Origin of the sequence: Pseudaminobacter soli (ex Li et al. 2025) (assembly GCF_003012705.1) — a bacterium.
GTDB lineage: Bacteria > Pseudomonadota > Alphaproteobacteria > Rhizobiales > Rhizobiaceae > Pseudaminobacter > Pseudaminobacter soli.
The window spans coordinates 254,376-271,773 of sequence record NZ_PXYL01000005.1 but is presented as its reverse complement, the minus strand read 5'-3'; the positions used below and the strand labels follow the sequence as shown (position 1 = coordinate 271,773).

Sequence of the window (17,398 nt, the reverse complement as noted above, 5' to 3'; positions counted from 1 at the left end):
CGCGCGCTCAGACGCCGAGCCTCTGAATGGCATGCGCCGAGCTGACGAACGCCACGTTCTTGGTTTCCATGTAGAAATCGAAGGACCAGTCGCCGCCGTCGCGGCCGATGCCGGAGTTCTTGACGCCGCCGAACGGGGTCGGCAGGTGGCGCACATTCTCCGAATTCACCCAGATCATCCCGGCTTCGAGCTGATCAGTGAAACGGAAGGCGCGCGTGACATCCGACGTCCAGAGATAGCCGGCAAGGCCGTAACGGACGTCATTGGCGAGCGCGAGCGCCTCGGCCTCGTCCTTGAAGGGAATGGCGGTCAGCACAGGGCCAAAAATCTCTTCCTGTGCGATGCGCATGCCGGTGTTGGCGTCGGTGAAGAGCGTGGGTGAAACGTAGCAGCCGCCGCCCGGGCCATCGAACTTCGTGCCGCCGGCGGCGAGGGTGGCGCCTTCCTGCTGGCCGATGCCGATATATTCGAGCACCTTCTTCTCATGCACCGGATGGATGAGCGGGCCGACGACCGTTTCCGGATCTAGCGGATGGCCGATCTTGATGCGCTTGGCCCGCTCGGCGACCTTGGCGGTGAAGCCGTCGTAGATGCTTTCCTCGACCAGCAGTCGTGACGAGGAGGTGCAGCGCTCGCCATTGAGCGAGTAGATCATGAACACGGCGGCATCGGCTGCACGCTCCAGATCGGCGTCGGCGAAGACGATGACGGGGTTCTTTCCGCCGAGCTCGAAGTGGACGCGCTTCAGCGTATCGGCGCCCTGCTTCATGATCATCGAGCCCGTGCGGCTTTCGCCGACGAAGCCGATGGCCTTGATGTCCGGGTGTTCTGTCAGCGCCTTGCCGGCATCCTCGCCGAAGCCGTTGACGAGGTTCCACACGCCCTTGGGCAGCCCTGCCTCCTCGGCGATCTCGATTAGCAGCCGGGCCGTGAGCGGCGAAAACTCGGCAGGCTTGTGGACGACCGTGCAGCCGGCGGCAAGCGCGGGCGCGATCTTCCACGTAGACAGCATGAAAGGCGTGTTCCACGGCGTGATGATGCCGACCGGGCCGATGGGCACGCGCGTGGTCATGTTGATCTGGTTGCCGCCGCGCAGTGTCTTCCCATCGCGCGCCTCAGGCGCGCGGTCCGCGAAGAAGCGGAAGTTCTCGGCGCCGCGCAGGGCGGCCTTGGACATGAACTTGAGCGACTGGCCGGTGTCCATGCACTCGACGAAGGCAATCTCCTCGGCGCGCGCGACGATGGCGTCAGCGATCTTGTGCAGGAGCTTCTTGCGCGCGTCGCCGGGCATCGCCGCCCAGGCCGGGAAGGCTTCCTTGGCTGCCTTTGCGGCGAGATCGACGTCGGCGGCGCGGCCGAGCGCGACCTTTGCAATCGGCTTCAGATCGATGGGCGATATCGTATCGAACGTCTCGCCGCCGACCGCCGGCGCCGATTCACCATTGATGTGGTTGAGCACGCCATGCTGGCGGAAGCGGGCGAGGAAGCCTTCCGCCTTGGCGATATTCTCATCGAGTTTGGACATTTCATTCTCCGATGGTGGCACGCCACCCTTGCGGGCCGCGCTGGAACGTGGGTGCGAACTGGAAGGGGCTATCGCGTGTCGGCGTTGCGGAGCCGGGGATGGATCGCGTTCTTCTTCCAGCTCAGCTGCGGGTCGATCTCACGGATTTCGAGGGTGAGGGCGAAGTGAGGCGTGGCGAACAGATCCTCAAGCTCGCGCGTGACCGTCGCAAAGATGGCCTCGCCCGTCCGCTTCTTCTCGTCCTCGGAGCGGCCGCGACCGATGCGAAACGACATGTCGATGAAACCGTTTTCCGGCAAAAGGTCCGCGACCGCATAATGCTCGCTGCGGATCGTGCGCACGCGCACCGCGCCAAGCTCGAACAGCCCGGTCTGCATGATGGTTTCGTGGACGGAGCGGCAGAGGCGGTCGAAATCAACGCGCGCGTCGAGATTGGCCGAGTACTCGATCGTGAAGTGCGGCATTTTTTGCCCGATCCCCTTCGCTATATATTTAACATGTTAAAAATAATCGGTCCGCTGTCAAGCGGGATTTCAGCCCGTGTCCATGATGGCCCGGCAATTGCGGAAAGGCGAGAAATGCCGCATAGAGCACACATGAGCCGCCAGAAATCCTCAGCCGAACACGGGCAGGACGCCCTTCTTCCCCACAATACGCGCCGCTCGCTGCCGATAGCGCTTTTGAGGGCACGCGAAGCGGTGATGGGGCATTTCCGGCCGATGCTGGCGCAGCACGAGATCACCGAGCAGCAATGGCGGGTGATCCGCATTCTCGCTGAGACCGGCCAGGTCGATGCCACTGAAATGGCCGAGAAGGCCTTCATCCTGGCGCCCAGCCTGACGCGCATCATCCGCTCGCTCGAGGAGCGCGGCCTGATCAGCAAGAGCAAGGACGCCGAAGACGGCCGCAGGGTTCTGCTCGAAATCGCACCGGCGGGCATGAAGGTCATCGCCGAGGTCGGCCCCGAGAGTCGGGCCATCTATGCGACGCTCGAGGCGAAGTACGGCAAGGAGCGTGTCGAAAAACTTCTCGACATGCTGGATGATCTCGCCACGCTCGGCGTCTGATCCGCCCACCACCACCAGCCTCATTTCGGAAGCTCTTCGGCCAGGCGCAGTGCCTCGTCGGCGTAACGCGCCAGCCGCGCCGCCGCATTCGGAAACTCCGGCCGTTCCGCCAGCCAGCCGATATAGGTCACACTTCTCAATGTGAGAAATAGCGGCAGGGTGCAAAGCGCTGCATCGCTCAAATCGCGCTTGCTGCGATATCCCGCGACAAGTGCGGTCTCCAGTTGCTTGTAATGAGGTTCGATGCGGTTCTTGAGCAGGGCCGTCGCGATATCGAACATGCGATAGCCGAAGCCCGCATCGTCGAAGTCGATGAAGCCGACAGAGTTTCCGTCGATCAGCATATTCTCACGCACGAGGTCGGCGTGGATCAGGCCGTAGTCGAGGTATTCGGCGGGAATATTGCCGAGCAGATTCCGAAGACGCGTCCTGAGATCTGTGAGGGCCGACCGGTGTTCGGCGGAAAGCCCGGCGCAATCCCAGAACCGACCCCAGAGCGGCCGTTCTCCCAGGAGCCCATCGGCATCCCAGGCGGCGCGGGAGAAGCCGTCGGGAAGGCTCCAACTGTCGGTGAGATTGTGCATCTCAGCCATCGCCGCGCCGATCGCGAAGAAGATCGCGAACTGCGTATCCGGCTCGTGGGTGAGCGGGGTGCCGCTCTGCCCGAGAGGCGAGCCGTGCATCCAGGTCACGATGTCGGCGTGCTGCGCATCGAAGCCGCCGGTCGCGGGCAGATGGACAAGGACATGGCCGTCGGCCGCAGGCACTGACGAGGGCACCGCCAGCCCGCCCTCGCGCAGCGCCGTCATCCAGCGCAGTTCGGAGACCAGCGCGGCCTCGTCATGATAGCCCGGACGATGGATCCGCAACGCCGCGGGTTCGCCGTTTGCCAGCGCGATGCGGAAGACCGCGTTCTCCCGATATTTCAGCAGCTCGGGTTGCTGGCCGGCAAGGCCCCAATGCGCGAGCGCCTCGCAGGCGCGCGCGCCGAGCGCATCGACCAGTTCTTGCTGGAGATGATCCGCCATCGTCGATCACAAGGCCGCAAGAACGTCGTCGAGCACAGACAGCATCAGGTCTGCATGTTCTTTGGAGAAGGGCATGGGCGGCCTGATCTTGGTCGAGCACTGATGGATGCCGAGCTTGCCCATCAGCACGCCGCGTTCCCGCATGTCGTTGATGACCTTGGTGGCGAGGTCGGCGGCCGGCGTTTTCTCGCTCCGGTCGAGGACGAGCTCTGCGCCGAAGAACAGCCCGCTGCCCCGTACGTCGCCGATGATGCCGTGCTTCTCCTGCAAGCGCAGAAGGCCGGCGCGGGCATAGGTGCCTACCTCACGCGCATTGTCGACCAGCTTCTCGTCCTCGATCACGTCGAGAACCGCTGTGGCCGCGGCACATGAGACGGGATTGCCGCCAAAAGTGTTGAAATAGCGGAAGGCTTTACGGAACGCATTGAGCGTATCGGCGCCCGCGACGACGCCGCCGATGGGGTGGCCGTTGCCCATGGGTTTGCCCAGGGTGACGATGTCAGGCACGATGCCCGCGCGCTGGTGGCCCCACATGTGTTCGCCGGTGCGGCCGAAACCGGGCTGCACCTCGTCGGCGATCACCAGCCCGCCCGCCTTGCGTACCGCCGCCACTGCCTTCTCCAGAAACCCTTGCGGCAGGTCGGGAAAGCCCTCATTGGCGAAGAACGGGTCGATGATGAGCGCCGAGAAGCCGAAGGGGCTCTCCTGTAGCGAAGCAATGGCCTTTTCGACCTCGGCGGCGAAAGCGCTCGCAAAGGCCTCGCCCGACTCGCCGCCGAGCGGGCGATAGCTGTCGGGCGCGGGAACATGGCGCACATGGCCGCCGAAGCCGCCGACCGGCGGCATGCGGGTCGACAGTTGCGAAACGGCGGCTGTGTTGCCGTGATAGGTGTGATCGGTGGCGATCACGCCCGTCTTGCCGGTGGCCGCCTGGGCCATGCGCAGGGCGATGTCGTTGGCTTCGCTTCCGGTGCAGGTCAGGATCGCGGTGTCTAGGCTCTTGTCGAAAGTCGCCGTCAGGCGCTCGACATAGTCGAGGATGCCTTCGTGCAAGTAGCGGGTATGCGTGTTGAGGGTGGACGCCTGCCTTGCGATCGCCTCGACCACGCGGGGGTGGCAGTGCCCCACATGGGGCACGTTGTTGTAGCAGTCGAGATAGCGCCGCCCGTCGGCGTCCCAGAGCCAGACGCCTTCGCCCCGCACGATGTGTACGGGGTCCTGATAGAACAGCGACATGTTACGGCCAAGCAGCCGCTCGCGCCGGGCCAGAAGCGCGCTGTTGTCTGCCATCTCACTTGCCTCCGGCAGCGGACAGACCGGCGTCAAGTGCCGAAACGATGCGGGTGACATCCTCGGCGGTGATGATGAGCGGCGGCGAGATGATGACGTTCGCGCCCGAGGTGCGGACCATGACGCCCGCCTCATAGGCGACATCCTGGACTTTTTGGACGATGTCCTTTGCCGCGCCGGTCTTCTTCTCCCGATCGGAGACGAGCTCGATCGCGCACATCAACCCCTTGCCACGTACATCGCCGACCAGTTCGTGACGCTCATAGAGTTCCTTGAGGCCGGCGATCAGTTCCTCGCCGCGCACCTGGGCGTTGGCAGCCACGTTGAGCCGCTGCATCTCCTTAAGCGATGCAAGGGCAGCCGCTGCGCCGACCGGATGGCCGGAATAGGTGTAGCCATGGCCGATGGAGCCCATCGCGCTCTTGTTGTTCTCGAACACCTGCGCGACCTTTTCGGAGATCATCACCGCGCCGAACGGATAGTAGCCGTTGGTGATCGCCTTGGCCGTGGACATCAGGTCGGGCTTGACGCCCCACAGTCGCGAACCCGTCCAGGCGCCCGTGCGGCCGAAGGCGGTGATCACCTCGTCCGCGATGAGCAGGATGCCGTGGCGGTCGCAGATCTCCCGCATCAGCGGCATGAAGGTTTCGTGCGGCACGATCACGCCGCCGGCGCCGAGCACAGGTTCCATGATCAGCGCGGCGATGGTGTCGGCGCCCTGGAAGGCGATCTCGTCCTCGAAAAGGCGGGCAATGCCCTTGGCGATCTCCGCACCGTCGATGGTCCCAAAGGGATTGCGATAGGTGAAGGGCGAGGGGAGATGGAAGACGCCGGGCAGCAGCGGCTCGTAGTTGCGGCGGAAGTTGGAATTGCCGTTGACGGAGGCGCCGCCGAAATGCGTGCCGTGATAGCCTTTCTTAAGTGCGAAGAATTTCGTCCGCTCGGGCTGGCCGTTCAGCTTGTGGTACTGGCGGGCGAGACGCAGGCAGGTTTCCACTGAATCCGAGCCGCCGGAGGTGTAGAAGGAGCGGACCAGCCCATCTTCCTTGAACCATTCGGCCAGTTCGTAGGACAGCTCAATCAGCGGCGAATTGGTGGTGCCGCGGAAGGTCGAATAGTAGGGGAGCTGCTCGAGTTGCTGGCGGATGGCTTCCTTCACCGGGTCGCAGGAATAGCCGAGATTGACGTTCCACAGTCCGCCGACAGCATCGAGCACGCGCTTGCCATGGATGTCGGTGATTTCGACGCCTTCGCCGGCATTGACGATCCTGGGCGGCGACGCCTGCATCTCGGCCGGATGGGCCATCGGATGCCACAGATGGCGGGCGTTGTTCTCGATGAGGAAATTGGCTTCACGCATTTTTCGTTCCTGTCCGTTCAAAGGCCGAGCATGGTGAGGGCTGTCGCATAGCCCTCGGCAGGCCGGGTGACATCGAAATGGACGCAAGGAAGCTTCACCGCTTCGGCGCCCTCGATATTCTTCTTCTGGTCGTCGACGAAGACGCAGGCCTCGCGCGGCAGGTCGAGTTCCGACAGAACAAGCTCATAGGCGCGGGGATCGGGCTTCAAAATCTTGGTGTAGGTGGCGTCCACGATGATCTCGAAGAGATCGATCAGCGGGAAGCGCTTGCGGAACTCGACGCCGTAAAACAGGTCGAGCTCGTTGGAGAGAATAGCGAGCCGGATGCCGGCCGCTTTCGCCTTCAGGATCGCGTCGCGCGCTTCCGGGCGCAGCACCAGTTCGGCATCGGCTCCGCGGGCCCGCTGCACGAAGGTCTTCATGTCGGTCCATTCCTCGCCGACGAGACGGCCGACCTCCTGGGTGCGCGTCATCCAGTAATCGCGCTCGGTGATCTCGCGCTTCTGCATGGACACCCAGACCGGATCGGTCGCCGGGTCGAACGGTCCGCGCCAGGTCAGGCTGCCGGGTGCAAGTCCGAGCGCGCGTTCGGTCACGTCATGTGTCTCGAAAAGTGTGCGCGTGACGACGCCGCCGAAATCGAGGATCAGTGCGCGTCCGGTCATGGCCGGCCCCCGGGCACGATGCCGCGTGCGATCCATTCGTCGAAGATAGCGAGCGCTTTTTGCGAAAATTCCAGCTCGTTGATGTGGCTGTCAACCTCGTGCAGGCTGACGCTCCCGGGAACCGCGCGACGCATCTCGTCGATGAAGGCGTCCAGCGCTTCGGGCTCGTGCAACGGCTCGTTCTCCTGGTCCCACTCCTGGATGCCCTTGAGCGGCAGGATGAACGCGACCTCGGCGTTCGTGCCGGCCAGCTTGCCGCCGATGACGCGGGCGATCTCGCGCCGCCCTTCCGGAGCGGTGGTGACCGAGCCGATCAGCCGGTTGTGGGCGTGATAGGGCCGGTCGGCCAGGGCAGCGGGCAGTTCGCGCCAGGCCTGCAGGTCCACCATGTCGACCGCGCCGGGCGCCACCAGCTGGGGTATGCCGACGCGGCCCGCATTTTCCATGCGGTCCGGGCCGGAGGTCACCACCGTTCCATGGTGGTGGTTGCTCACCTCCTGGATGCAGAAATCGAAGACCGCGGCAAACCCCTTCTGCGCGGCAATCGCCTCGAAGGCGCGGCCGCCCATACCAGTCGCGTGGAAGACGGCGACGTCGTAACCGCGGCGCTCCAGCTCGGGCTTGAGGTATTTCATGTATTTGAGGCAGCTCGACCCCAGCGAGGTCATGCCGATGAGCGGCCGCTCGCTGCTCGGCCTGATGCCGAAGCGGGCGGCGCCGACGACCGCGCCGCAGGCCTGCGACAGTACCGAACGGCAGATGCTGTTCAGTCCGTACAACCCACCGGCCCACAGAATCATCATCAGGTCCGGCGCGATGCGTTCCGGCGGCAGAAGATGCGAATAGGCGATGGTCGATACGACGAATTTTGGCACGCCGAGCGGCAGGACGGCGGCGACGTCGAGCGCAAGGTCGGTGCCGAGCGAGCCGCCAAGGACGATGACGCCATCCACCTGGCCGGCTTCATGGAGGTTGCGGACGAGGGTGGCAGCACCAGACGCCATCAGTTCCATGGCGCTGTTTTCGTCGCCGCTGGTCGCGATCGCCTCGATGGTCTTGCCGATGGCGGCGGCAACGTCGTGCCGCGAATATTCAGGCGTGTAGGGAGGATCGCCAAGAATGCTGACGTCTACCATGACCGGCACGCCACCGGCTTCCTGAATGACGGAAGCCATGAATTCGAGTTCCTCGCTCTTTGTGTCTCCCGTTCCCAGGACAAGTATGTTGGGTAGACGGTTCATCGCATTCATCAGCCGGCCCTCCTCGCCAGCGGCTGAGCAGCAAGCTGCTCAAGTCCAAAGAATTTTTCCGAAATGCGTTTTGCGGTGGCCGCAGTGGTCGATCCGAGCCGGTGGATCGTTGCCTCGTCGGCGCGGACCAAGGGTGCGGCGACCGCGATGGTGCCGATGGGCAGGCTGTTGGGCGCCTTTATTGGTGCCGCCGTGCTGATCACGCCGCTTTCGAGGCCCTGCAGGCAGACCGAATAGCCGCGCCTCGCCGTTTCGGCCAACAGGCTGCGCAGGTCGTTTGCGGAGGTGACCGTGTTTTCGGTGAAGGCTTCGAGCGGCGCGGACAGCACGTCCTCCAGCTGTCTGGCGGAGCAGAAGGCAAGGAAGGCGAGGCCAGACGCTGTAGCGTGGAAAGGCAGAACGCTGCCGACATCGACGATGACGCGGTTTGCGCGCGGCGAGTCCTCCACCAGGATCGTCGACAACCTGCCGGCAGCATATTCCGACAGGTGCACGGTTTCGCCCGACGCCTCCGCCAGTTCCCGGACGAAGGGGGCGGCGGTGCTGAGATAGGGAAAACGGGCCTCGCGAATGCGCGCAAGCCGCACCGGCGCTCCGCCGATCCGATAGCGCCGGGTCTCGGGGTCCTGCTCGACGAAGCCGTGCTTCTCCAGCTCGACGAGGAAGCGGCGCGCGGTAGCCTTGTCGAGCCCGCAGTGCCTTGCGATCTCGGTGAGCCCGACGTCCTTCTCCAGGCGCGATACCGCGTCCAGCAAAGTCAGCGCCTTTCCGATGGTGCTCATCAATTCCTCCGCTGCTGAGCGCCGCCTGAAGTCTCCCGATACCTGTCCCCTTGTGGTGATCGCTGAGTGGCCGATTCTATCGGGCCGGGATACTTAACATGCGAAATAACTTGACAGGTAGATGCGTCCTTTGCAAGTCTATATTTGAAGCGACGGTTCAAATAATGAACCGAAATAGACAGACGGCAAGAGGAAATTCGCTGTCTCAACCCGCTTCGACGGAGGAGGCCTTTGGAGAACCGTCCAAGGGCAGATGGCAGAAGCTGCCAAAAGGGGAGCGAAAACATGGACAGTCAATCTTCGCCCGCGACCGGGGCGAACCAACTGCGCAAGAATGCGCTTGGTGTCGGCGCGGTCACGTTTCTCGTGGTTTCGGCAGCCGCGCCGCTGACGGCGGTCGCAGGCGGCGTGCCGCTTTCAATGATGCTCGGCAACGGCGCCGGCATTCCGGCCGGCTTCCTGCTGGTCACCACCGTTCTGCTGCTATTTGCGGTCGGCTATGTCGCCATGGCGCGGCATATCCGCAACGCCGGCGCTTTCTACGCATACACCGCACAGGGGCTTGGCGGCATGATGGGGGGCGCTGCCGCTCTGATCGCCATCCTTGCCTATAATTGCATGCAGATCGGCATTTTCGGCTTGTTCGGCGCCGCCACGTCGGGCTTCTTTGCTGGCCTTGGGCTGGAATTGCCCTGGTGGGTGTGGACCTATATCGGCATCGCGCTGGTTGCGGTGTTCGGCTATCGCCGCGTCGACCTTTCGGCGAAGATCCTGACCGTTCTCGTCCTCCTGGAATATGCGGTCGTGATGGTCATCAACGTCGCGATCCTCGGCAAGGGCGGTGACGGCGGTCTTGGCTTCTCGTCCTTCACGCCCACCGCCTTCTTCAGTGGCTCGCCGTCCATCGGCATTCTCTTCTGCTTCGCCGCCTTCATCGGCTTCGAGGCGACCACGATCTACAGCGAGGAAGCCCGCGAACCACACAAGACCGTGCCGCGCGCGACCTACATCTCGGTGCTGATCATCGGCCTGTTCTACATGTTCACCTCGTGGCTGATGGTGAACGGCGCGGGCGCCGACAAGCTGGTGCCTGAACTGCAGGGACTTGCCGATCCGACGACCTTCCTCTTCGGCCTGGCCGAGCGCTATGTCGGCTCCTGGCTGCCTCCGATCATGAGCCTCTTGTTCGTCACCAGCCTGTTCGCCAGCGTGCTTGCCTTCCACAATGGCGTTGCCCGCTACATGTATGTGGCCGGCCGCGAAAAGCTGCTGCCGGAATCGATCGGCGTTACCCATCGGGTCTACCAGAGCCCCCATGTCGCTTCGGTCATCCAGACGATCATTGCGGTTCTCGTCATCGGGCTTTTCGCCTTCACCGGTCAGGACCCGGTTCTGGCTCTCTTCTCCTGGCTGACGAATGTCGGCACGCTCGCCATCATGGTTTTGATGGCGCTGACGGCCTTTGCCATCGTGGTCTTCTTCGGCCGCAATCCCGGTCTTGAGCCGAGCGCACTGGTGACCAGGATCATCCCGGCGATCACCGGCCTCATCCTTCTGGCGCTGGTGATCTTCATCGCCTCCAATTTCGGCGACCTGGCGGGTGCTGGCGGCTTCCTTGCCGTCTTCCTGCCGGGCCTGGTGCTGATTGCCGGCATCATCGGCTTTGCCCTCGCGGCATCGCTCAAATCCCGAAACAGCGTTTCCTTCGCGCGCCTCGGCGCCGGCATGGAAGCCTGATAGTCATGAACCGGCGGGGGAGTTCCCCCGCCGGTTCAACCATTCTCGATACGAATTCGCCGACAGGAACCCGTCATGCAGGAAAAGATCGACCAGTTGCGTCTGAACAGTGTTCCAGCGCAAGAGCTGTTTGTGGCGGGCAACTGGCGCGAGGCTCGGTCGGGCGCGACGATGGATGTGATTTCGCCCATCGACGGAAGCCGGCTCACGACCATTGCCGACGCTGACAACCATGATGTGGATGCGGCAGTTGGTGCCGCCCGCGCTGCCTTCGAAAAGGGCGTCTGGTCAAAGGCCGCCCCTGCCGAGCGGAAGAAGGTGCTGGGCCGGATCGCCGACCTGATCGAGAAGCACGCGCTGGAGCTTGCGGTGCTCGGCGTGCGCGACAACGGCACCGAGATCTCCATGGCGCTGAAGGCGGAGCCGGGAAGTGCCGCGGGCACGTTCCGCTACTATGCCGAAGCGCTCGACAAGGTTTATGGCGAGGTCGCGCCAACGGCCGGCAACGTTCTCGGCCTTATCCACCGCGAGCCCGTTGGCGTCGTCGCGGCCATCGTACCGTGGAATTTTCCGATGATGATCGGCGCCTGGAAGGTGGCGCCGGCGCTCGCGGCTGGCAATTCGGTCGTGCTGAAGCCTGCTGAAGGGGCGTCGCTGACCCTGCTGCGACTGGCCGAGATCTGCGCCGAGGCCGGTCTGCCGGAGGGCGTTCTCAATGTCGTGACGGGCAGGGGCGCGGTGACCGGCGAAGCGATCGGCCTGCACCCCGACATCGACGTGCTTGCCTTCACCGGCTCGGGCAATGTCGGCCGGCGCCTCCTCGAATATTCGGCGCGCTCCAACCTCAAGCGCGTCTATCTGGAACTCGGCGGAAAGTCGCCCAACATCGTCTTTGCCGACGCTCCGGACCTCGACCAGGCGGCGAAAGTTTCGGCCTTTGGCATCTTCCGCAACTCCGGTCAGGTCTGCGTTGCCGGCTCGCGCCTGCTCGTCGAGCGTTCGATTTGCGAGGCGTTTTCCGAAAAGGTCGCGGCCATTGCCGCCGAGATGAAGGTGGGCGACCCGCTGCTGCTCACGACGCAAGCAGGGGCGATTTCAAGCGATGTTCAACTGCGCAAAAATCTCAGCTTCGCGGAGCAGGCTCTTGGCGAGGGCGCACGCCTCAGAACCGGCGGCAAGCGCATCCTGGAAGAAACCGGCGGGTTCTACATGGAGCCGACCGTCTTCGACGTCTCGCCGGAAATGACGCTCGCCAGGGAAGAGGTTTTCGGGCCGATCCTGTCCATCATCCCCTTCGACGACGAGGCGGACTCGCTGCGCATCGCCAACGCCACCGAATATGGCCTGGCATCGGCGGTATGGACCTCGAACCTTTCCCGCGCGCACCGCATGGTGTGCGGCATCCGCGCCGGAGTGGTGCATGTGAACACCTATGGCGGCGCGGACAACACCGTGCCGCTGGGCGGCGTCAAGCAGTCCGGCAACGGCTATGACAAGTCGCTGCACGCGCTGGACAAGTATGTGGATTTGAAGACGGCCTGGATTCAGCTGTAGGGTCGGTTGCGACAGGGATCAGTGGTAGGTCCGCCGATCCGCGTTCAGCCGCCGAAGCTACCGAGCTGCGTCGGCACGTGAACGTAGTGGCGGTCGAAGTAGAGAAGCGCGTTGCCGTCCGAGCGTGAGCGAATGTCGACCACGCGGCCGATGAAGAGGTGATGCGTGCCGACGAGCCTTGCGTCGGCCAGTTCGCAGTCCAGTGCCACGATCGCGTCCGCCAGCGCATGGCTGCCGGACTTCATTTCGACCCAGTCTGCGGCGGCATAGCGTTCGGCCATGTCCGCCGTCGCGCCCGCGAAATGGGCCGCCAGTTCCTTGTGGTCGTGGCTCAGCACATTCACACAGAAGCGCTGGTTTTCGATGAAGAGCGGACACTGCGCCGAGCGGCTGTTCATGCAGACGAGCACGCTGGGCGGATCGTCGGTGACCGAGCACATGGCGGTGGCGGTGAACCCGCCGCGCCCGGCGGGTCCGTTGGTGGTGACGACATTGACCGGCGCGCAGACCCGCGCCATCGCGTTTCGGAATTCAGTCCTGGAAACGGCCTCGCCCATGGCGTTCACCGGTCAGGACTGGCCAAGGGGCGGCAGCCAGGTGTCGTTCGTCCAGCCGTTCTGATCGTAGTCGGCCATGCAGGTGTCGACCAGCGCCTCCATTTCCTTGAGGCGCCCGCCGCGCTCGGCGCCCTTCAGCACCTGCAGCCTGACTTCCTCCGGCGCGCCGGCATAGTTGAGCTCGTAGAGGGCGTGGCGGCCGCCGAACTCGGTGCCGGTCGCGTCCCACAAGAGCTTCATGATCTTGATGCGCTCGATATGGCCCATGTCGTTGGAGCCGCGCACATATTGCGCCAGGTAGCGGTCGATCTCGTCATTGCCGAAATCCTTTGCGGACGAAGGCAGGTAGATGAGGCCCGAGGCGATGACCTTGCGGATTGTCTCGATCACGCGCGGATAGGCTTCTGACATGAAAGTCCGGTAGGAAAGTGCTGCTTCCAGATTGGGAAGCACCGCGCCATCCGCCCAGGGGATAGGGTTGTAGGCCATGGCGTTGGAGAAGCTCCAGAACATGTGCCGGAGCGCGATGACTTCGCCGAGTGCCGCCTGGTTGCCGCGGAAGGCATCGCCGCCCGTCGCCCGCAGCGCCTTGGCCAGAAGCCCGGCGAGGAAGTCGAGCTTCACCGCAAAGCGTGTGCAGCCCTGGAAGCAGTAGCCATGCATGAAGCCCGACGCCGGATGGAAGGACAGGATCTTGGCGGCGTCGCGCAGCACCAGCACGTCCTCCCAGGGCACGAACACGTTGTCGAGCACCAGGATCGCGTCGTTCTCGTCGAAGCGGGAGGAGAGGGGATAGTCGAAGGGATGGCCGACCGTGTTGGCCGTCTGCTCATAGGAGACACGGCAAAACATTTTTATCCCGGGCGCGTTCATCGGCACGATGAACATGACCGACAGCGACGGGTCTTCGGTCACGGTGGCCGAGCTCTGCGCCAGGAAATTGTAGTGGGTCAGTGCCGATGAGGTCGCCACGACCTTGGCGCCGGACACATAGATGCCGGCATCCGTCTCCTTGGTGATGTGGACGAACACGTCCTTCACGGCATCTGCGGGCTTGTGGCGATCGATCGGCGGGTTGACGATCGCGTGGTTCATGAACAGCGCGGCCTCCTGGGCCCGCTTGTGCCAGGCGAGTGCGTTGTCCTTGAAGGGGCCGTACCATGCGGCATTGGCTCCCAGCGTGTTCATCAGAGCGGCCTTGTAGTCGGCGGTGCGCCCCATCCAGCCATAGGACATGCGTGCCCACTCGGCGATGGCTCCCTGCTGCGCCGCGAGGTCGGCCGAGGACCGCGCGACGCGGAAATATTTGTGCGTGTAGCCGCCCGAGCCGGTATCGGTCGGCGACGTCAGGACGTCCTTCTTCGCCGGATCGTGCAGCGCGTCGTAAAGGCGGGCAAGCGACCTGACCGAATTGCGCATCGCCGGATGGGCGGTGACGTCCGCGACCTTTTCGCCGTTGATATAGACCTCACGCCCGTCGCGCAGGCTTTCCAGATATTCGGCGCCAGTGAACGGCCGCGCCGCGTCGGCTCGAAACTCTTCAGCTCTCATGTCACTCCTCCCGTGAGTTGCATCGAGACTAGGCATTGCGTCCGGCTGTCGCCATGGACAGAATGGCAAAATGGCTTGCACTTTTTCGGGGGGATCATGGGCGAGGCTATTCCCAGTTTCTTTGTCTATGGCGAGCCGGAGCAACCGCTCGAACCCGGCTTTTTCCATGTGGAAACGGTCATGGCACGGAAAAGCCTGCATCAGGGACAGGTGAGTGCGCACAAGCACGACCTGATGGGGCAGATCACCTACTGGATGCGCGGCAGTGGCTCCTACTTCATCGAAGACAAAAGATTGGACTTTTCCGCGCCGGCCGTGAGCTTCGTGCCGAGCGGGATCGTGCATGGATTTTCTGTCGAGCCGAGAAAGCGATGCCGTCGTCATCTCCATCGCGGACGGTGCCCTGCTGTCGGTGCGCGAGCAGACGATCCTGCCGCTCGACATGCCGGTGATGGTTTGGGCCATCGGCGAGGACAGGCTGTGGGACCGCCTCGCTCACCTGATCGACATCGCCGCCGAGGAATATGTCGGCGCCGGAGCGGGCAGCCAGATGGCGATGGCGTCCCTCACATCGGCCATCATGACGCAGATTCGCCCGCCTTGCCGCAGACCTGCCTTCCGCGGCTCATCCGCCGCATCTCGTGGTCGCGACCCAGCTGCGCCGCATGATCGATGCGCATTTCCGCGAGAACTGGAGCGTCGAGCGCTATACCGCGGCGCTCGCGACGACGCCGCACCTGCTGGCCAAGGCCTGCAAGGCCGCCTTCGGAATGCAGGTGAAGGAACTGGTCAACGAACGCCGCCTGCTTGAGGCAAAGCGGCTACTGCTGTTCACCGTCCGCCCGCTGGAAGACATCGCATACGAGATCGGTTTCAGGGACCCGGCTTACTTTTCCCGCTTCTTCCGCCTTCGCACCGGCATGGCACCCAGCGAATGGCGGCGCTCGAAGCTCATTTCATAGCCGGCCAAAGTGGCGCCGCCTTGGGCCGCGAGAGTCGTCGCCGAGGATTTCAGCGACGACTCCGCTGCATTTGCTTTTTGGCGATCGCGAACGCCTAGGAGTTCACCCGCCCATATTGGCGCATGACGTCGAGAAGCGGCTCGTGCTTGATGGCCTCGACCTTCAGCCGGTCGTGGGGCGTGCCGCCCATGTCTTCAGCGGCGAGCATGGCGTTGACCACGGCTTCCTCCACGCTGTCCACCACGGCCATGTAGACGGAGTCCAAGAGTTCATCGTTGATTATCTCGATCTGCATGCGCGGCGGCGCGCGATGCAGCATGGGGCGTGGGTTGGCGGTGGAGAAGGCGAGGAAGATGTCGCCCGAATTGTTGCCGCCGGGCGTTCCGTTGCGGCCTATGCCGATCGAGGCGCGGCGTGCCACCCGCTGCAGCTGGTGCGGCGCGAGCGGCAAATCGGTTGCGATGACGACGATGATCGACCCACGCTCCTTGAGCTGGCTTTGCGGTGTGCCGTCGCGCATGTGCTGGCCCACCGGCACGCCGCAGATGGTCAGCCAGTCGCGCTGGCCGTGATTGGCCTGGACGAGGGTTCCGATCGTGTATCGCTTGTCGTCGAGCTCGACGACGCGCGACGAGGTGCCGGTGCCGCCCTTGAAGCCATAGGTGATCATGCCGGTGCCACCGCCGCAATTGCCTTCCTGGACCGGGCCGGGCGCTGCGGCATCAAGGGCAGCCCTGACATCGGCCTCGCCGATGTGCATGCCGTTGATGTCGTTGAGCGCGCCGTCATAAGTCTCGGCCACGACGGGCATGATCCAGAGGAAATCGTCGGTGTCGTAAGTGGTGCGGTAGCGCTCCAGCATCCATTTGATCGCGCCATGGTGCGCCATGCCAATGCCATGGGTGTTGGTGATCAGGACCGGCCCGAGGAAAAAGCCGCCATCCTCGATCCAGTGCGTGCCGGTCATCTCGCCATTGCCGTTGAACCGGTGGACGCCGGCATAGACGGGAACAGGCGTCTCGGACCCGGCATGCGGGACGATAGCCGTGACGCCCGTCCGCGTGGGCTGCTTGCGCCTGGGGCGCGGGGTGTCTTCCCAAATGGTCCGGAAGCCGACGGCGATGCCTTCGACATCGGTGATGGCGTTGAGCGGGCCGGTTTTCCCACGGAAAGGCAAACCAAGGTCGCGACCGCGCGGTTTGGGCGGTGAGTTTCTGGAATTCTTCATGATCACTTTTGTCTTGAGCGGAGATAGAGGCCGATGGATGCGATGACGAAGGAGAACGTCAGCATCATCACGGCGATTGCGTTGATTTCCGGTTTGATGCCGCGTCTTAGCATGGAGAAGATGAACATCGGCAAGGTCGTCACGTCGATGCCGGCGATGAAATAGGTGATCACCAGGTCGTCCATCGAGATGATGAAGGCGAGCAGCGCACCGCCCAGTATGCCCGGCATGAGCTGGGGCAGGACCACGCGCCTGAAGGTCGTCCACTCATTGGCCCCGAGATCGGCGGATGCGTTTTCGAGTGTGCGGTCCATGCCGGCCAGCCGTGCCGACACGACGATGAAGACGTAGGAGATCAGGAAGGTGCACTGGCCGATGATGATGGTGGTGATGCCGAGGCTGATGCCGGCGTTGACGAAGAAGATGAGCAGCGCGATGCCCAGCACGATGTCGGGCATCAGCATCGGCATGAACATGACCACCCGATAAAATCCCTGCCCGACGAAATTGAAGCGGTGCAGGGCAAGCGCAATCGCCGTGCCGAAGACGGTCGCGATGATGGTCGTGGCCGTTGCGATCTTCAGGCTGTTGAGCACTGCGGCGACAAGCTGATCGGTGGATTCGATATAGAGCGCGTTCTCCGAGATCGTCGTCTTGAAGCCGAGGACCTGGGCATACCATTCGGTGGTGAAGCCGCTCCAGGTCATCATGTTGATCGGGTTCGCGTTGAACGAATAGACCACGATCAGCACGAGCGGAATGTAGATGAAGGCAAAGAAGAGCGCGGTGTAGGCGTAAAGGCTGCCGCGGAACAGCGCAGCTGCGATCCTCATCGGTTTCTC

The 17,398-nt window shown here is 63.5% G+C and carries 16 protein-coding genes; 4 read left to right on the top strand and 12 right to left on the bottom strand.

What is annotated here, in order from left to right:
• Positions 1–7: 7 nt before the first annotated feature.
• Positions 8–1,525, bottom strand: a complete 1,518-nt coding sequence (gene hpaE, locus C7I85_RS12905) for a 5-carboxymethyl-2-hydroxymuconate semialdehyde dehydrogenase (protein WP_106724393.1) — start codon at positions 1,523–1,525, stop codon at positions 8–10.
• A 68-nt stretch (positions 1,526–1,593) separates the two neighbouring features.
• Positions 1,594–1,989 carry a 5-carboxymethyl-2-hydroxymuconate Delta-isomerase gene (locus C7I85_RS12900; RefSeq protein WP_106724392.1) on the bottom strand — a complete coding sequence of 132 codons (396 nt, stop codon included), beginning with the start codon at positions 1,987–1,989 and terminating at the stop codon, positions 1,594–1,596.
• A 114-nt stretch (positions 1,990–2,103) separates the two neighbouring features.
• Between C7I85_RS12900 and hpaR the strand changes: the two genes are divergently transcribed.
• Entirely contained in the window at positions 2,104–2,592 is a 489-nt protein-coding gene (gene hpaR / locus C7I85_RS12895; RefSeq protein WP_428832851.1) for a homoprotocatechuate degradation operon regulator HpaR, read from the top strand.
• A gap of 20 nt (positions 2,593–2,612) precedes the next feature.
• Here the strand turns inward: hpaR and C7I85_RS12890 are convergent, their stop codons facing one another.
• From C7I85_RS12890 to C7I85_RS12865, 6 genes are read right to left on the bottom strand one after another with little or no spacing between them, the layout of a single operon-like run.
• On the bottom strand, positions 2,613–3,620 hold the full coding sequence (locus tag C7I85_RS12890; protein WP_106724390.1) for a phosphotransferase enzyme family protein: 1,008 nt from the start codon (positions 3,618–3,620) through the stop codon (positions 2,613–2,615).
• Positions 3,621–3,626: 6 nt separating this feature from the next.
• Positions 3,627–4,910, bottom strand: a complete 1,284-nt coding sequence (locus tag C7I85_RS12885; protein ID WP_106724389.1) for an aspartate aminotransferase family protein — start codon at positions 4,908–4,910, stop codon at positions 3,627–3,629.
• Position 4,911: 1 nt separating this feature from the next.
• Positions 4,912–6,270 carry an aspartate aminotransferase family protein gene (locus C7I85_RS12880; protein ID WP_106724388.1) on the bottom strand — a complete coding sequence of 453 codons (1,359 nt, stop codon included), beginning with the start codon at positions 6,268–6,270 and terminating at the stop codon, positions 4,912–4,914.
• Positions 6,271–6,287: 17 nt separating this feature from the next.
• Positions 6,288–6,935, bottom strand: a complete 648-nt coding sequence (locus tag C7I85_RS12875) for an HAD-IA family hydrolase (RefSeq protein WP_106724474.1) — start codon at positions 6,933–6,935, stop codon at positions 6,288–6,290.
• Positions 6,932–8,185 carry a Tm-1-like ATP-binding domain-containing protein gene (locus C7I85_RS12870; RefSeq protein ID WP_106724387.1) on the bottom strand — a complete coding sequence of 418 codons (1,254 nt, stop codon included), beginning with the start codon at positions 8,183–8,185 and terminating at the stop codon, positions 6,932–6,934. Before C7I85_RS12870 ends, C7I85_RS12875 begins: the two co-directional genes overlap by 4 nt.
• Positions 8,185–8,967: an IclR family transcriptional regulator gene (locus C7I85_RS12865; RefSeq protein ID WP_106724386.1), complete on the bottom strand. Its 783-nt coding sequence runs from the start codon at positions 8,965–8,967 to the stop codon at positions 8,185–8,187. The genes C7I85_RS12870 and C7I85_RS12865 overlap by 1 nt, the downstream gene beginning before the upstream one ends.
• A gap of 285 nt (positions 8,968–9,252) precedes the next feature.
• On the opposite strand from C7I85_RS12865, the gene C7I85_RS12860 reads away from it, so the two are divergent.
• Entirely contained in the window at positions 9,253–10,704 is a 1,452-nt protein-coding gene (locus C7I85_RS12860; protein ID WP_106724385.1) for an APC family permease, read from the top strand.
• Positions 10,705–10,779: 75 nt separating this feature from the next.
• Complete coding sequence (locus C7I85_RS12855) at positions 10,780–12,258, top strand: aldehyde dehydrogenase (RefSeq protein ID WP_106724384.1); 1,479 nt, start codon at positions 10,780–10,782, stop codon at positions 12,256–12,258.
• 44 nt (positions 12,259–12,302) lie between these two features.
• Here C7I85_RS12855 and C7I85_RS12850 read toward each other — a convergent pair whose 3' ends face one another.
• Together C7I85_RS12850 and C7I85_RS12845 are read right to left on the bottom strand one after the other, a co-directional pair.
• A complete protein-coding gene (locus C7I85_RS12850) occupies positions 12,303–12,815 on the bottom strand; it encodes a flavin reductase (RefSeq protein WP_106724383.1) in 513 nt (170 codons plus the stop codon).
• Between the two features lie 12 nt (positions 12,816–12,827).
• Positions 12,828–14,366 (bottom strand): 4-hydroxyphenylacetate 3-hydroxylase N-terminal domain-containing protein, encoded by a 1,539-nt coding sequence (locus C7I85_RS12845; protein WP_106724382.1) that lies wholly within the window; start codon positions 14,364–14,366, stop codon positions 12,828–12,830.
• A 641-nt stretch (positions 14,367–15,007) separates the two neighbouring features.
• Here C7I85_RS12845 and C7I85_RS32140 point away from each other — a divergent pair.
• Entirely contained in the window at positions 15,008–15,328 is a 321-nt protein-coding gene (locus C7I85_RS32140; protein ID WP_342587302.1) for a helix-turn-helix domain-containing protein, read from the top strand.
• A gap of 94 nt (positions 15,329–15,422) precedes the next feature.
• Here C7I85_RS32140 and C7I85_RS12835 read toward each other — a convergent pair whose 3' ends face one another.
• Positions 15,423–16,556 carry a P1 family peptidase gene (locus C7I85_RS12835; RefSeq protein WP_106724381.1) on the bottom strand — a complete coding sequence of 378 codons (1,134 nt, stop codon included), beginning with the start codon at positions 16,554–16,556 and terminating at the stop codon, positions 15,423–15,425.
• Between the two features lie 2 nt (positions 16,557–16,558).
• Entirely contained in the window at positions 16,559–17,389 is an 831-nt protein-coding gene (locus tag C7I85_RS12830; protein WP_106724380.1) for an ABC transporter permease, read from the bottom strand.
• Between the last annotated feature and the right edge of the window lie 9 nt (positions 17,390–17,398).

What these genes read in the sequence shown, in the direction of transcription:
- C7I85_RS12855 (WP_106724384.1), top strand. Translation starts at nt 10,780, where the DNA reads ATGCAGGAAAAGATCGACCAGTTGCGTCTGAACAGTGTTCCAGCGCAA.
- C7I85_RS12830 (WP_106724380.1), bottom strand. Translation starts at nt 17,389, where the DNA reads ATGAGGATCGCAGCTGCGCTGTTCCGCGGCAGCCTTTACGCCTACACC.
- hpaR (WP_428832851.1), top strand. Translation starts at nt 2,104, where the DNA reads ATGCCGCATAGAGCACACATGAGCCGCCAGAAATCCTCAGCCGAACAC.
- C7I85_RS12850 (WP_106724383.1), bottom strand. Translation starts at nt 12,815, where the DNA reads ATGGGCGAGGCCGTTTCCAGGACTGAATTCCGAAACGCGATGGCGCGG.
- C7I85_RS12865 (WP_106724386.1), bottom strand. Translation starts at nt 8,967, where the DNA reads ATGAGCACCATCGGAAAGGCGCTGACTTTGCTGGACGCGGTATCGCGC.
- C7I85_RS12835 (WP_106724381.1), bottom strand. Translation starts at nt 16,556, where the DNA reads ATGAAGAATTCCAGAAACTCACCGCCCAAACCGCGCGGTCGCGACCTT.
- C7I85_RS12885 (WP_106724389.1), bottom strand. Translation starts at nt 4,910, where the DNA reads ATGGCAGACAACAGCGCGCTTCTGGCCCGGCGCGAGCGGCTGCTTGGC.
- C7I85_RS12860 (WP_106724385.1), top strand. Translation starts at nt 9,253, where the DNA reads ATGGACAGTCAATCTTCGCCCGCGACCGGGGCGAACCAACTGCGCAAG.
- C7I85_RS12870 (WP_106724387.1), bottom strand. Translation starts at nt 8,185, where the DNA reads ATGAATGCGATGAACCGTCTACCCAACATACTTGTCCTGGGAACGGGA.
- C7I85_RS12845 (WP_106724382.1), bottom strand. Translation starts at nt 14,366, where the DNA reads ATGAGAGCTGAAGAGTTTCGAGCCGACGCGGCGCGGCCGTTCACTGGC.
- C7I85_RS12875 (WP_106724474.1), bottom strand. Translation starts at nt 6,935, where the DNA reads ATGACCGGACGCGCACTGATCCTCGATTTCGGCGGCGTCGTCACGCGC.
- C7I85_RS12880 (WP_106724388.1), bottom strand. Translation starts at nt 6,270, where the DNA reads ATGCGTGAAGCCAATTTCCTCATCGAGAACAACGCCCGCCATCTGTGG.
- hpaE (WP_106724393.1), bottom strand. Translation starts at nt 1,525, where the DNA reads ATGTCCAAACTCGATGAGAATATCGCCAAGGCGGAAGGCTTCCTCGCC.
- C7I85_RS12890 (WP_106724390.1), bottom strand. Translation starts at nt 3,620, where the DNA reads ATGGCGGATCATCTCCAGCAAGAACTGGTCGATGCGCTCGGCGCGCGC.
- C7I85_RS12900 (WP_106724392.1), bottom strand. Translation starts at nt 1,989, where the DNA reads ATGCCGCACTTCACGATCGAGTACTCGGCCAATCTCGACGCGCGCGTT.